This is a genomic window from Streptomyces minutiscleroticus (assembly GCF_014650875.1).
Taxonomy (GTDB): domain Bacteria; phylum Actinomycetota; class Actinomycetes; order Streptomycetales; family Streptomycetaceae; genus Streptomyces; species Streptomyces minutiscleroticus.
The window spans coordinates 1-13,600 of sequence record NZ_BMVU01000022.1 but is presented as its reverse complement, the minus strand read 5'-3'; the positions used below and the strand labels follow the sequence as shown (position 1 = coordinate 13,600).

Here is a 13,600-nt window from a genome sequence, read left to right as displayed (position 1 = left end):
GGGCCGTCGGCCGGACGGTCCGGACGACCCGGCCGGCCCGGCGGCGTCGCCGGGCGAGAGCAAGAGCGGACACCATGACCTACGCCATCACCCAGACCTGCTGCAGCGACGCCACGTGCGTCGCCGTGTGCCCGGTCAACTGCATCCACCCGACGCCGGAGGAACGGGACTTCGCCGGCACGGAGATGCTGTACATCGACCCGAAGGCCTGCATCGACTGCGGCGCGTGCGCCGACGCCTGCCCGGTGGACGCGATCTTCCCGGCGGACACGCTCACCGGCCCGCGGAAGGCGTACGTCGACATCAACGCCGCGTACTACGCGGACGCCGAGCCCACGGAGGTCGCCGAGGACAGCCCGAACTTCCACCGCTGGGGCGCGCCGGTGTTCGAGCGGACGCTGCCCGCCGACTTCCGCCCGCTGCGCGTCGCGGTCGTCGGCACGGGACCGGCGGGCATGTACGCCGCCGAGGACCTGCTCCTGCACACCGGCGCCCGCGTCACACTGATCGACCGGCTGCCGGTGGCCGGCGGTCTGGTGCGCTACGGCGTGGCGCCCGACCACCCCGCCACCAAGAAGGTGGGGGACACCTTCGCCCGCCTCCACGACCACCCGCGCGTACGGATGCTCCTCGGACTGCGGGTCGGGGAGGACCTGTCCGTGGACGAGCTCGCCGCGCACCACGACGCCGTGGTGTACGCGGTCGGCGCCTCCGGCGACCGGCGGCTCGGCGTCGACGGCGAGGACCTGCCCGGCAGCGTCTCCGCCACCGCCTTCGTCGCCTGGTACAACGCCCATCCCGACGTCGCCCCCGACGCGGTCGACCTCTCGGCCGAGCGGGTCGTCGTGGTCGGCAACGGCAACGTCGCCCTCGACGTGGCCCGCATCCTCGTCTCCGACCCGGACGACCTGGCCGGCACCGACATCGCGGACCACGCGCTGAAGGCGCTGCGCGGCAGCAGGGTGCGCGAGGTCGTCCTGCTCGGCCGCCGCGGTCCCGAGGACGCGGCCTGCACCCGCCCCGAGCTGCTGGCCCTGACCCGGCTCCCCGGCGTGGACGTCGTCGTGGACGACCACGACCCGCGGACCGCCGCCGCGATCGACGCGGCCGGGCCGCACGACAAGGCCGCCCTGCTGCGCGACGCGACGCGCGCGCGGGTCGACTGGTCGGCCCCGCCGCCGGCCGGCCGCCGCCGCATCGTCCTGCGCTTCCACTCCGCGCCGCTGGAGGTGGTCGGCGACGAGGACCGGGGCGTGCGCGCGGTCCGGGTCACCGGGGCGGCGGGCGGGACCTCCCTCCCCGCCGGCCTGCTGCTCCGGGCGATCGGCTACCGGGGCGTCCCGGTGCCGGGCCTGCCCTTCGACGAGGCCACCGGAACCGTCCCGCACGAGGAGGGCCGGGTCGTGGGTCGGCCGGGGGCGTACGTCGTGGGGTGGATCAAGCGCGGTCCCTCCGGCGGCATCGGCGCCAACCGCTCCTGCGCCGCGCAGACCGTCGGCACGCTCCTCGCCGACGCCGTCGCGGACGCGCTCCCGGCCCCGACCGGGTCGGAGAAGGAGTTCCGGCGGCTGGCGCGCCGCCGCAACCGCCACGTCGTGGACGCCCGCGGGCTCGCCTCCATCGACCGCGCCGAGCGGGCCCTGGGCAGCGGCGACGGCAGACCCCGCGCCAAGCTGGCCACCGTGCCCGAACTCGTCGCGGCGGCCAGGCGGCGGCGCATCAGGGGCTGACGCCCCGCCACCCGGCATCCCTCCCTCCGGCGCCCCGGACAGCACCGGCGTCCGGGGCGCCGGTGCTGTCCGGGGCGCCGGAGGGAGACGGTGGGGGCGGAGACGCCGCCACCGAGATCCCGGAGCGCCGGGAAGTCCGGGGATTCGAGAGGTCCGCGAAGGCCGGAGGCCCACGAAGGCCGGGAAAACCCTGACGCCCCGAAGAGGGCCCGGTGGAAAATCGTGTTATTGCTCCACCACGCGTACGCCGTGGCGGGCACCGGCGGTACGCGGCTCAACCTCGCGGGGCCGCCGGCCGATCGACAAGGGGCGGACACCGTGTCGACGGGACGGCGCCGCGGAGCACCGCGCGACACGGTGGCACCGGGCGGACCCGTCGTGCCGGCGGCCGCGCCCCCGCGCTCACGGCCCCACTCCCTGAAGGGACCATGGACAGTACCGACACCGGCACCGGCACCGTGTCCGCCACCGCACCGCGTCCGTCCGGTCCGCCACCGTCCCGGCGGCGCCCCCGGCTCCCGGTGCGCCATTGGCTCACCGCGGTGGCGGTCTCGTACGGCCTCGCCCAGCTCCTCCTCGTCCTGCCCCGCACCGGTCACGCGCTCGGCTGGGACGAGACGGTCTACGTCTCGCAGACCGCGCCGTGGGCCCCCGCCGCGTACTTCAGCGCCCCGCGCTCGCGCGGCGTCAGCCTGCTGGTCGCACCGGTCCTCGCGGTCACGGACTCCGTCCTCGTGCTGCGTCTGGTCCTGGTCCTGCTGTCGTCCGCGGCCCTGTACGCGGCGTTCCGCGCCTGGCGCCCCCTCATCGGCTCCCGGGACAGCGCGCTGGCGGCGCTGCTCCTCGCCGGGCTGTGGACGGCCCAGCACGCCGGTTCGCAGGTGATGCCGAACCTCTGGACGGCGCTGGCGGCCGTCGCCGGCGTCGCCTGGTTCCTGCGCGTCCCCGCGGAGCCGCGGGCCCGCTGGTGGCTCGCCGCGCTCCTCGCCGCCGCCACCGCGGTCCGGCTCCCCGACGCCGGCTGGGTGGCCCTGCCCCTGCTGGGCACGGCCCTCGTGGTGCGTGCCCAAAGGTCCGCCGTGCTGCCGCTGTGCGCCGGAGCGGCCGTCGGCGCGCTGCCGTGGGCGGTCGAGGCGTACGTCCGCTTCGGCGGTGTCGTCGCCCGGCTGCGCCGCTCCAGCGAGGTGGAGGGCGGGATGTCCTTCCACATGAACGTGGGCAACGTCTGGCGCACCCTGAACGGACCGCAGTTGTGCCGCCCCTGCCACGTCCCCCTGGAGCACCCGGAACTCACCCTGTGGTGGTGCGTGCTGCCCCTCCTGACGGTCCTCGCCGTCGTCGGCGCCCTGCGCGGCCGCGGCGGGCACCCGCCGGCGGTGACCGTGGTCCCGGTGCTGTGCGCCGTCGCGGCGGCCGTCCCGTACCTCTTCCTGCTGACGTACTCGGCCCCGCGCTTCCTGCTGCCGTCCTACGCCCTGCTCGCCCCGCCGCTGGCCGTCCTCCTCGGCCGGGTGCCGGACCTCGGGGGGCGCCGTTCCCGGCCCAGGCTCCGCTCCCTGTCCGCCGTCACCGTCGCGCTGGCCGCAGCGGGCGCCCTGCACACGGTCTCCCAGGAGGCGGTCGTATGGCGGAACAGTGTGCGCACGGGGGGCGCCGCCGAGGCGTACCGGGCGGCGGCCGGGGCCCTGCACGCGCTCGGTGTGCGGCCGCCCTGTGCGGTCACCGGGCCCACCGCGCTGCCGGTGGCCTTCGACGCCGGGTGCGCCTCCGTCCAGACGCACGGCAACAACCGCTCCGTCACCCCGTCCCGCCTGCTGGAGCTGGCCCGCGAGATCCCCTTCGCGCTCCTCGTCGAGCCCTCCGGGAAGGCGCCGTCCTACGCCCGCGGCTGGTCCCGGCACCCCCTGCCGGGCGGCTGGTGGGCCCACCTGCCGCCCGGCCGGCCCGCTCCATCGCCCGGACGGTGACCGCCGCGGGCCGGGCTCCTCCCGTGCCCGGTCCCGGCCGGGGACCGACGGTTGACCGCGCCGTACGGGGTTACTCCGTCCCCATGGACGACAACAGGCCTCTCGCCCTGGTGACCGGGGCTTCCAGTGGTATCGGACACGAACTGGCGAAGCAGTTCGCGCGGCACGGCTACGACCTGCTGGTCAACGCCGAGGACGACCGCCTCGACCTCGCGGCGCAGCGGCTGCGCGAGCTGGGCGTCCAGGTGCGGGCGGTGCGGGCCGACCTCCGGACGGCCGAGGGCGTCGACGAGCTGGTCGCCGCGACCACCGGCCTCACCCTGGACGCGGCCGCCCTCAACGCGGGAGTGGGGCAGGGCGGCGCCTTCGCGGACACCGACCTGGACGACGACCTGTCCGTGATCGACCTCAACGTGGTCTCGACGGTGCGGCTCGCCAAGCCGCTGCTGCGCCGGATGGTGGCGCGCGGCGAGGGGCGGCTGATGTTCACCTCGTCGATCGCCTCCATGATGCCGGGCTCCTTCCAGCCGGTCTACAACGCCTCGAAGTCGTTCGTGCAGTCCTTCGCCGAGGCGCTGCGGGAGGAGCTGAAGGACACCGGCGTCACCGTCACCTCCTTCATGCCGGGGCCGACCGACACCGACTTCTTCCGGCGGGCCGGCATGGAGGACACGAAGATCGGCAGCTCGGGCAAGGACGATCCCGCCCAGGTCGCCGAGCAGGCGTTCGAGGCGCTGATGAAGGGCCGTCCGAAGGCCGTCACGGGCTCCCTCGGGACCAAGGCCCAGGGGCTGGCCGACAGGGTGCTCCCCGACACCGCCAAGGCCGTCCTCCACCGGAAGATGGCGGAGCCGGGGTCCGCACGGGACGGCGAAGAGGGCTAGGCCCTGTCGCAGGTACCTGGGCCGGTTCTGTCGCAGGCCCCCGAGTCGGCCCTGTCGCAGGTCTCCGGGTCGGTCCTGTCGCAGTCCCTCAATCGGTGGAGTCCGTGCCCTGCCCGCCCTTGGGCGAGAGGTGCTCCTCGGACCCGGTCGGCACGCGGTGCAGCAGGCCGTCGCCGGGGTCGCCGTACTGGCCGGTGAAGGTCAGCGGCGGCGAGTAGGCGTGCACGGTGACGGTGGGCGGGGCGCCGGGCTCCTTGCGCATCCGGTGGATGACACTGTTGTCGAAGCAGAACCCGTCGCCGGCCGCGACCGGCTCCCCCACCGGACGGTGTCCCAGCCGCAGCTTCTCGTGCCTGATGACACCGTCCGCCACGTAGACGGCCCCGCAGGAGCGGTCGTGGTCGTGGTACCCGGTGTCGTGGGTGTCCTCGCTCCAGGAGATCGCCCACACCCCCACGTGCTCGTCCAGGAAGAGCGACACGTAGGTGCGGTCGTCCGCGCACCGCTCCAGCCGCTCGCGCCACACGTCCTCGGCCCGGCCGACCCGGCGGGCCACCTCCAGCAGTTCCGGCGGGTCGAGACGTCTTCCCGGCGGCGTGACCGGTACCCCGTCCTCTGCGTGCATGGCGCGTCCCTCCTGACGTCCGGCGGGAGCGGCCCTCCCGTCCCGCGGCGGGAACCGTCCAGGTACCCGTCGGGCACCCGCGGCGAACCGGCCGCCTCCCCACGGCCCCTCCAATGGCCGATCGGACCGCCGTCCCCCCGGCTCACCGGCTCCCCCTCCCGCTGACGCCATCCGGCGTGAACTGCCGTCCCAGGTAAGAAAGTTGTACTCGGCGACCGGCCCCGCGGCCTCGTCCGCACTTCGTCGTGCACGACCCTGGCGGCTCCCCACCCTGTGGGCTACCTTCGGTAACACCCCGGCGCCCCGGTGTCCCCTCGCGCATCCCTCTCCCCCTCGGTGTCCTGCCCGGAAGGCGGTCAGCTCATGGAGAACCTCGGAGGAAACCCCGCAGCGCGGCACGCGGACGGTCCCGCGTCCGCCGGGGAGGGCGCCGGCGTCACCCGCCGGCACGCCCTGACGGTGGCGGGCGGCGTCCTCGCCGGTGCCGCGCTGGCCCAGACGGCGTTCCCGGCCTTCGCGGCCGAGTCGCAGGACGCGGACGCCATCGTCGTGGGCCACGGGCTCGCCGGCCTGGTCGCCACGGCCGAACTGGCCGCGGCGGGGCGCAAGGTGCTGCTGCTCGACCAGGAGAACGAGGCCAACCTGGGCGGGCAGGCGTTCTGGTCCTTCGGCGGGCTGTTCTTCGTGGACTCCGAGGAGCAGCGGCTGATGGGCGTCAAGGACTCGCACGAGCTGGCCTGGCAGGACTGGCTGGGCACGGCGGGCTTCGACCGGGGCGTGGACGACCCGTCCGGCCAGGACCACTGGGGCCGCAAGTGGGCCGAGGCGTACGTGGACTTCGCCGCCGGCGAGAAGCGGTCCTGGCTGTACGGGCTCGGTGTGCGCTGGTTCCCGATCGTCGGCTGGGCGGAGCGCGGCGGCGGCCTCGCGGACGGGCACGGCAACTCGGTGCCGCGCTTCCACGTGACGTGGGGGACCGGGCCCGCCGTGGTCGAGCCGTTCGAGAAGAAGGTGCGGGCCGCGGTGGCGGACCGCGGGGTGACCTTCGGGTTCCGGCACCGCGTGGACGGGATCGTGACGACCGGCGGCGCGGTCACCGGCGTGCGCGGCGCCGTCCTGGAGCCGAGCGGCGCCGCGCGCGGGAAGCCCAGTTCGCGCACCGTGGTGGGCGAGTTCGAGTTCCGCGCCCCGGTCGTGGTGGTCACCTCCGGCGGCATCGGCGCCGACCACGAGCTCGTACGCAGGAACTGGCCCGCGCGCCTGGGCACCCCGCCGAAGTCCATGATCACCGGCGTGCCCGCGCACGTGGACGGCCGCATGCTGGCGATCACCGAGAAGGCGGGCGGGCGGATCGTCAACCCCGACCGCATGTGGCACTACACCGAGGGCCTGCGCAACTACGACCCGATCTGGCCCGGCCACGGCATCCGCATCCTGCCCGGCCCGTCGTCGATGTGGTTCGACGCCACGGGCAGGCGCTTCGGCACGCCCGACATCCCCGGCTACGACACCCTGCACACCCTCAGGTCGATCACCGACTCGGGGTACGACTACTCGTGGTTCGTCACCACGCAGAAGATCATCGCGAAGGAGTTCGCCCTGTCCGGGTCCGAACAGAACCCGGATCTGACCGACAAGAACGTGCTGCAGCTCCTCTCCCGCATCTGGCAGACGCCGGAGCCGGTCGAGAGGTTCAAGAGGAACGGCGAGGACTTCGTCGTCGCCTCGACGCTGTCCGCCCTGGTCACCGGCATGAACAAGCTGACGGGCGACGGTCTGGTCGACCTGGCGGACCTCAAGCGGCAGATCGAGGCCCGCGACCGGGAGATGGACAACCCGTACACCAAGGACGTCCAGGTCATGGGCATCCGCAACGCGCTCGCCTACGTCGGGGACTCGCTCAGCCGCACGGCCGCGGCCCACAAGATCCTGGACCCCGACGCCGGGCCGCTGATCGCCGTGCGGCTCAACATCCTCACCCGCAAGACCCTCGGCGGCCTCCAGACCGACCTCTCGGGACGTGTCCTGAATGCGGCCGGGAAACCCGTCCCCGGTCTGTACGCGGCCGGCGAGGTCGCGGGCTTCGGCGGGGGCGGCGTGCACGGCTACCGCTCCCTGGAGGGCACCTTCCTGGGCGGCTGCCTGTTCTCGGGCCGCCTGACGGGACGGGCGGCCGCGGCGGCCACCGCGTTCTGAACCCCGCCCCGCCCCGTGGGACCTTCCGTGGGGTCCTCTACCGCCCGTGGGCCTCTTCGCGGGGCAGCGGCCCCACGTCCGGGCGGCGGCCCGGGCGCAGCGCCGCGTGCCGCTGCCCCGGGCCGGGCCCGGACCGGGCGGCCAGGGCGTCGGCGACGGCCCCGGTGGCGAACGCGTAGACCGCCTTGTGCAGCAGGTCCACCGCCAGTTCCCTGCGCGGCCAGGTCTGCGGCGGCGCGCCGACGCCGGTGGCGTTCTCCAGGATCTGGTCGTTGGTCAGCCGCACCACCGTGAACTTCGCGGACGACCACGGTCCGCGCAGCCCGGCGTGCGCCATCGTGGAGCGCAGCACGCCCAGGAGCGCGGCCTGCCCGAAGTGCATGGCCCAGTTGACCGGCAGGGACTGCTTCCCGGGGCGTTCCGGCATGCCGGTCACCCGTTCCAGCGTCCGCGCCGGGACGTGGGAGTCGGGCCGGCCGGTCAGGCGCTGCTCCGCCTTCTCGCCCAGCGTCATCACCACGGCTCCGGCGGTGCCGGCCAGCAGGCCCTGCCACAGTACGCGCTTGATCATGCCGCTACGGGTACCCCTGTGCCGCGGACTCATCTCCCCGGCGCGCCGGGGTACACGTTCCGCACCCGCAGGCCCCTCAGGAGAGCAGCGCCGATGACGAGCGAACAGGACCGTCCCGCCCCGTCCGGGGCCCGCCCCGAGACCCGGCGGTCGCTGGCCGTGTGCGCGCTGATCGGCGCGGCGGTCATGGCCGCGGTCGACGAGATCGTCTTCCACCAGGTCCTGCACTGGCACCACTTCTACGACCGCTCCACCCCGGGCGTCGCCCTGCTGTCCGACGGCCTGCTGCACACCGCCGAGCTGCTGGGCCTGGTCGCGGGGTTCTTCCTGCTCGCGGACCTGCGTCGGCGCCGCGCCCTGTCGGCCGCGCACGCCCGGGCCGGGTTCTTCCTCGGCGCCGGCCTCTTCCAGCTCTTCGACGGGGTCGTCGACCACAAGCTGCTGCGCCTGCACCAGGTCCGCTACGGCGTCGACGTCACCCCGTACGACTGGGCGTGGAACCTCGCCGCGCTCGCCCTGCTGGCCGTCGGCGCCGTGCTCGCGGTGCGCGCCCGCCGCCGGACCCGGCTTCCGGCGGCGGCACGGTGATCCCGCCGCGGTCCGACCTCGCGGCCGTGTCCGCGCACGCGCACCCGGGCGGCGGGGCGTTCGGGGCGGTCCTCGCCCTGGCCGCGACGGCGGCCGTCGTCGCGTACGTGGCGGCCGCCGTCCGGCTGCGCCGGCGCGGGGACGCCTGGCCCCGGCCGCGGGACGCCTCCTTCGCCGCCGGCGGCGCCGGCCTCGCGTACGCGTCGACGGCGCCCCTGCCGGGAGGGCCGTTCACCGCGCACATGGCGCAGCACCTCGTGGTCGCGATGGCGGCCCCGCTCCTGCTGGTCCTCGCCCGGCCGCTCACGCTCGTCCTGCGCACCCTGCCGCCGGGGCCGGTGCGGCGCGGGCTGCTCGCCGCGGCGCACTCCCGGCCCGCCGCGTGGCTGCTGTTCCCGCCGCTGGCCGCCGTGCTCGACGTGGGCGGCCTGTGGCTGCTGTACCGCACCGGCCTGTCGGCCGCGGCCCGCCACGACCCGCTGCTGGGTGCCGCCGTGCACGCCCACGTCCTGGCCGCCGGGCTGCTGTTCACGGCCGCCGTCTGCCAGCTCGACCCGGTCCGCCGCCGGTGGAGCGTGCGGTGGCGCGGTGCCGCCCTGCTGGCGGCCGGGGCGGGCCACGCCGTCCTCGCCAAGACCCTCTACGCCGCCCCGCCGCCGGGCACCGCCGTCGCGGCCGCCGACCTGCACGCGGGCGCCCGGCTGATGTACTACGGCGGCGACCTCGTCGAGGCCGCGCTCGCCGCCGTCATCGCCGCCCGGTGGTACGCCGCCACGGGCCGGGCCCACCGGCGGCGCGGGCGTCCGGCGGCGCTTTTCCGCCGTGCCGACGCCCCTTCTTCCCTGCCGTGAGGGAAAGGCGGGGAATTCCACGGAATTCTTTGCCGCGCCGGAACCTGCTGCGCGTGGCCTCCCCCGGGTTCCACCGGCTCGACGGACGCATCGGCGCGGGCGACGACGTCCTGATGCTGCCGCTGCTCAGCCACCGCGACCCCGCCCTGTGGGACGACCCCGGCGCGTTCCGCCCCGAACGGTGGGAGGGGCTCGATCCCGACACCGCCTCCGGCTACCTCCCCTTCGGCCACGCCGGCGAGCGCTGCTGGGGCCGCCACATGGTGCTGCCCCTGGCCGAGCGGCTCCTCGACATCGTCCGCCACAACGGCCTGGCCCCCGATCCGCGCCAGACGGTGGCGAAGGTCCCCCTCGCGGGCCTGATGAGCGTGGCGGACGTACGGGTTCTGCCCCGCCCGCGGGGGTGAGCGCGCGCCCTGCCCTCCCGGTCCTCCTGTTCCTGCCTCTCCTCTCCCCGACCCCGGTCCTCGGCCCCGGAGGTGAGTGCGTACTTCCCGGCGTTGACAGCGGCACCGTCGTCCACGGCACCCTGAGCACGAGTACATGCTTAATACATCGTTCAGGACCGCAGGACGACCGCGCCGCCCCAGCCCCAGGAGAAGTACCCGTTGAACACCGCCACCCCGGCCCCCGGCAGCTACTACGAGCGCATCGACGAGCACCGCTACAAGCCGACCCCGCACGCGAGCGGCGCGTGGGACCCGGGCGAGACGCACTTCAGCCCCCTGGGCGGGCTCGTCGTCCACGCCCTCGAACGGCACCTGGCGGCACGTCCCGGACCGGAGCTGCTGATCGGCCGGATCAGCTTCGACATCCTGGGGCGCCTCGCGCTGGACGAGTGCGAGATCCGGGTGGAGACGGTCCGGCCCGGCCGCACCATCGAACTGCTCGAAGCCGTCGCGACCGTCGCCGGCCGCCCGGCGGTGCGCGCCCGCGCCTGGCTCCTCGCGGCCCTGGACACCTCCGCCGTGGCGGGCGGCGGCGCCGGCCGGCTCACCCCGCCCGAGCGGCTCGCCTCCCGGCCGCTGACCGACGTGTGGCCGGGCGGGTACATCGCCTCCCTGGACCTGCGGCCCGTGTCCCCGCCGCGGCCGGGGCGCGCGACGGTGTGGGTCTCCACCGGCCTCGACCTCGTCGCCGGTGAGCCCAGCGGCCCGCTGGCGTCCTACGTCGCGCTCGTCGACACCGCGAACGGCATCGCCGCGCGCGAGCGGCCCACGGAGTGGATGTGGCCCAACGTCGACCTCACCGTCCATCTGCACCGCCGTCCCGAGGGCCGGTGGACCGGCCTCGACACCACGGTCACCTTCGGCGCGACCGGGCAGGGCGTCACGAGCACCGTGCTGCACGACGTCTCCGGACCGGTCGGCCACGCCCAGCAGATCCTCACCGTCCGGCCCCAGCCGGGCCGCTGACCGCCTCCGGAGCGGGGACACACCGTCCCCGCTCCCCCGTCCCCGCTTCCCCGTCCACGCCACATGCTCGGCGCCGCCGGTCCATGTGCCGAGCCGGTGTGCTCGGGGTGCCCGTCCGCGCGGCCTTCTTCCGGTACGGGCCGGCGTGCGCGATGCTGTGACGATGTTCGAGCGCTTCGAGGCCGGGTTCGTCGAGACCGAGGAAGCATCGATCTTCGTGCGCCACGGCGGGGAGGGCCCGCCGCTCCTCCTGCTGCACGGCCATCCCCGCACCTCCGCGACCTGGCACCGCGTCGCCCCGCTCCTGGTCGCCCGAGGATTCACCGTCGTCTGCCCCGACCTGCGCGGCTACGGCCGCTCCCGCGGACCGGCCCCCGCCGCCGACCACTCCGCCCACTCCAAGCGCGCGGTCGCCGGCGACATGGTCCGGGTGATGCGCGCCCTGGGGCACGAGCGGTTCGGCCTCGCCGGGCACGACCGGGGCGTCGCCGTCGCCCTGCGCCTCGTCCTCGACCACCCCGAGGCGGTGACACGGGTGGCGTTCATGGACGGCCTGCCGCTCACGGAGCACCTGGACCGTGTGGACGAGAGGTTCGCGACACAGTGGTGGCACTGGTTCTTCTTCGCCCAGCCCGGCGTCCCCGAACGCGTCATCACCGCGGACCCGGACAGCTGGTACCGGGGCGACCCAAAGATCATGGGCCGGGAGAACCACGCCGAGTGGCGCGCGGCCACCCGGAACCCCGAGGTCGTCCGCGCCATGCTGGAGGACTACCGCGCCGGGCTCACCGTCGACGCGCGCCACGAGCGGGCCGACCGGGCCGCCGGCCGGCGCGTCGGCTGCCCCGCCCTGGTCCTGTGGTCGCTGCGCGACGACCTGGAGGACCTGTACGGCGACCCCGTCCGCATCTGGCGCGACTGGGCCGGCGACGTCCGCGGGCACGGCATCGACTGCGGGCACCACGCGGCCGAGGAGGCGCCGGAAGCCGTCGCCGCCTCCCTCGGCTCCTTCTTCGCGGGCCGGGAACCGTCCGGGACGGACGGGCGGACGTCCGGGGCACACCCTTCCGGTCCTTCTGCAGAGCGCGGGTGCCACTGCCGGTGAGGGGCCCGCCGGGCCCGGCAGGTCGTCGGCGAAGGGCCGCCCCGTACCCGGTCCGGCCGTCGCCGTCCGCGTGCCGGGCGGCACGGACCCGCGGAACGATCCCTTTCGGTCAACCCTCGGCCGGGTCGGCCATCACGCTGAGTGGAATAGGTTCATCCGCTACCGTTCCCGATCATGACCACTCAACTACCGGACGTACACGGCCCGTCCCTCGCCGCGCATCTCACCCACGCGCTCTTCGGCGACCGGTTCGCGCAGCTCCACGCGCCGTGGCGGAAGCTGTTCTCCACCGGTGAGTTCCGTTTAAGGGACGGTCTCCCCCACGACGAGCGGGCCGCCCTCTCCTACGAGCGGCTGCGCCTGCTGAACGAGGCCGTCGCCGACCCCGCGGGGCTCGTCCGGGACGTCGAGCGGCTCTCCGCGCTGCACGAGTGGGTGGGCGCGGTGGACCCCGGCCTCGGCACGGTGGCGTCCATCCACTACAACCTCTTCCTCGGCAGCCTGCTCGACCACGACGGCGACCGGCGCGACCTGCGGGAGTTCACCTCGCTCTCCCGCACGGGCACGTTCCTGTGCACCGAGGCCGACCACGGCAACAGCGCCTCCCAGCTGGAGACCACCGCCGCCTACGACCCGGACAGCCGCACCTTCCTGCTGCACACACCGTCGCCGGCCGCCGCGAAGTTCATGCCCAACACCTCCTCCACCGGCGGGCCCAAGACCGCCGTCGTGGCCGCCCGCCTGCTCGTCGGCGGCAGGGACGAGGGCGTCTTCCTGTTCCTCACCACGCTCCACGACGGCACCGGGCAGCCGATGCCGGGCATAGAGATACGCAGACTGCCCCAGACGGCCACCGCCCCGGTCGACCACTGCGTCACCTCCTTCGACCGCGTCCGGCTGCCGTACGAGGCGATGCTGCAGGCCGACCACGGGCGGCTGCTGCCCGACGGCACCTTCACCAGCTCGGTCGGCAACCGCCGCAAGCGGTTCCTGGCCTCGGTCGGCCGCGTGGCCACCGGCAAGCTCTGCATGAGCGGTTACAGCCTGGGCGTCACCCGCCACGCCGTCACGGTCGCGGTGCGCCACGCCCACCACCGTCACACCACCGGGGCCACCGCGGGCACCACGGTCCCCCTGTTCGGCTACCGCAGCCATCACACGCCCCTGGTGGACGCCCTCGCCACCACCTACGCCGCCACGCTGCTGCAGCGCACCGCCGTGCAGCGGTGGGCCGAGGCCGTACGGCCGGAGGCGGACGGCGCGGCACGGGACGACGCCGAGCGGCTCGTCGCCGTCGTCAAGGGCTGGATCACCTGGCAGGCCCGCGCCGTGATGACCGAGTGCCGCGAACGGTGCGGCGCGCAGGGCCTGTTCCTCGCCAACGGCATCGCCGCGCAGCTCGCCGCCAACGAGGGCACCATCACCGCCGAGGGCGACAACCTTGTCATCTGGACCAAGGCGGCGGGCGAGATGCTGCTGGGCCACTTCACGCCCCGGCCCCCGTCCGGCGTCCCGGCGGCCGAGCGGCAGCTCGCCGACCCGGACTTCCTGCAGGACCTGCTCGCGGGCGTCGAGCGCGTCTGGCACCAGCGGGCCCGCACCCGGCTGCGCTCCGGCAAGGCCGGCGGCCCGCTCGGCCGCTGGAACCGCACCGTCACCCCCGCCCTG

The 13,600-nt window shown here is 75.1% G+C and carries 11 protein-coding genes and 1 pseudogene; 10 read left to right on the top strand and 2 right to left on the bottom strand.

Annotated elements, in window-relative coordinates; genetic code table 11:
• The first annotated feature begins 74 nt into the window (after nucleotides 1–74).
• The 3 genes from IE271_RS21395 to IE271_RS21385 all read left to right on the top strand — a co-directional run bounded on the left by IE271_RS21395 (nucleotide 75) and on the right by IE271_RS21385 (nucleotide 4,581).
• Entirely contained in the window at nucleotides 75–1,730 is a 1,656-nt protein-coding gene (locus tag IE271_RS21395; protein WP_190191992.1) for an FAD-dependent oxidoreductase, read from the top strand.
• 428 nt (nucleotides 1,731–2,158) lie between these two features.
• Complete coding sequence (locus IE271_RS21390) at nucleotides 2,159–3,697, top strand: hypothetical protein (protein WP_229919468.1); 1,539 nt, start codon at nucleotides 2,159–2,161, stop codon at nucleotides 3,695–3,697.
• An 83-nt stretch (nucleotides 3,698–3,780) separates the two neighbouring features.
• Nucleotides 3,781–4,581 (top strand): SDR family NAD(P)-dependent oxidoreductase, encoded by an 801-nt coding sequence (locus tag IE271_RS21385; RefSeq protein WP_190191991.1) that lies wholly within the window; start codon nucleotides 3,781–3,783, stop codon nucleotides 4,579–4,581.
• A gap of 88 nt (nucleotides 4,582–4,669) precedes the next feature.
• Here the strand turns inward: IE271_RS21385 and IE271_RS21380 are convergent, their stop codons facing one another.
• Nucleotides 4,670–5,206, bottom strand: coding sequence for a cupin domain-containing protein (locus IE271_RS21380; RefSeq protein ID WP_190191990.1), 537 nt, complete (start codon nucleotides 5,204–5,206; stop codon nucleotides 4,670–4,672).
• A gap of 363 nt (nucleotides 5,207–5,569) precedes the next feature.
• On the opposite strand from IE271_RS21380, the gene IE271_RS21375 reads away from it, so the two are divergent.
• On the top strand, nucleotides 5,570–7,402 hold the full coding sequence (locus tag IE271_RS21375) for an FAD-binding dehydrogenase (RefSeq protein WP_190191989.1): 1,833 nt from the start codon (nucleotides 5,570–5,572) through the stop codon (nucleotides 7,400–7,402).
• Between the two features lie 37 nt (nucleotides 7,403–7,439).
• Here IE271_RS21375 and IE271_RS21370 read toward each other — a convergent pair whose 3' ends face one another.
• Entirely contained in the window at nucleotides 7,440–7,973 is a 534-nt protein-coding gene (locus tag IE271_RS21370) for a hypothetical protein (protein ID WP_190191988.1), read from the bottom strand.
• 93 nt (nucleotides 7,974–8,066) lie between these two features.
• Between IE271_RS21370 and IE271_RS21365 the strand changes: the two genes are divergently transcribed.
• The 6 genes and pseudogenes from IE271_RS21365 to IE271_RS21340 form a co-directional block, all read left to right on the top strand.
• On the top strand, nucleotides 8,067–8,561 hold the full coding sequence (locus IE271_RS21365) for a DUF2243 domain-containing protein (RefSeq protein WP_190191987.1): 495 nt from the start codon (nucleotides 8,067–8,069) through the stop codon (nucleotides 8,559–8,561).
• A 26-nt stretch (nucleotides 8,562–8,587) separates the two neighbouring features.
• Nucleotides 8,588–9,412, top strand: coding sequence for a cytochrome c oxidase assembly protein (locus tag IE271_RS21360; RefSeq protein ID WP_190191986.1), 825 nt, complete (start codon nucleotides 8,588–8,590; stop codon nucleotides 9,410–9,412).
• A gap of 32 nt (nucleotides 9,413–9,444) precedes the next feature.
• Nucleotides 9,445–9,819 (top strand): annotated as a pseudogene (locus tag IE271_RS21355) (cytochrome P450); the annotation flags it as partial.
• 201 nt (nucleotides 9,820–10,020) lie between these two features.
• Nucleotides 10,021–10,827, top strand: a complete 807-nt coding sequence (locus IE271_RS21350) for a thioesterase family protein (RefSeq protein WP_190191985.1) — start codon at nucleotides 10,021–10,023, stop codon at nucleotides 10,825–10,827.
• 163 nt (nucleotides 10,828–10,990) lie between these two features.
• Nucleotides 10,991–11,932, top strand: coding sequence for an alpha/beta hydrolase (locus IE271_RS21345; protein WP_190191984.1), 942 nt, complete (start codon nucleotides 10,991–10,993; stop codon nucleotides 11,930–11,932).
• A gap of 174 nt (nucleotides 11,933–12,106) precedes the next feature.
• Nucleotides 12,107–13,600, top strand: a 1,494-nt coding sequence (locus IE271_RS21340) for an acyl-CoA dehydrogenase family protein (RefSeq protein WP_190191983.1), incomplete at its 3' end; no start/stop codon positions are given.

Excerpts from the sequence above, each read along its gene's own strand:
- IE271_RS21395 (WP_190191992.1), top strand. The coding sequence starts at position 75 with ATGACCTACGCCATCACCCAGACCTGCTGCAGCGACGCCACGTGCGTC.
- IE271_RS21390 (WP_229919468.1), top strand. The coding sequence starts at position 2,159 with ATGGACAGTACCGACACCGGCACCGGCACCGTGTCCGCCACCGCACCG.
- IE271_RS21385 (WP_190191991.1), top strand. The coding sequence starts at position 3,781 with ATGGACGACAACAGGCCTCTCGCCCTGGTGACCGGGGCTTCCAGTGGT.
- IE271_RS21380 (WP_190191990.1), bottom strand. The coding sequence starts at position 5,206 with ATGCACGCAGAGGACGGGGTACCGGTCACGCCGCCGGGAAGACGTCTC.
- IE271_RS21375 (WP_190191989.1), top strand. The coding sequence starts at position 5,570 with ATGGAGAACCTCGGAGGAAACCCCGCAGCGCGGCACGCGGACGGTCCC.
- IE271_RS21370 (WP_190191988.1), bottom strand. The coding sequence starts at position 7,973 with ATGATCAAGCGCGTACTGTGGCAGGGCCTGCTGGCCGGCACCGCCGGA.
- IE271_RS21365 (WP_190191987.1), top strand. The coding sequence starts at position 8,067 with ATGACGAGCGAACAGGACCGTCCCGCCCCGTCCGGGGCCCGCCCCGAG.
- IE271_RS21345 (WP_190191984.1), top strand. The coding sequence starts at position 10,991 with ATGTTCGAGCGCTTCGAGGCCGGGTTCGTCGAGACCGAGGAAGCATCG.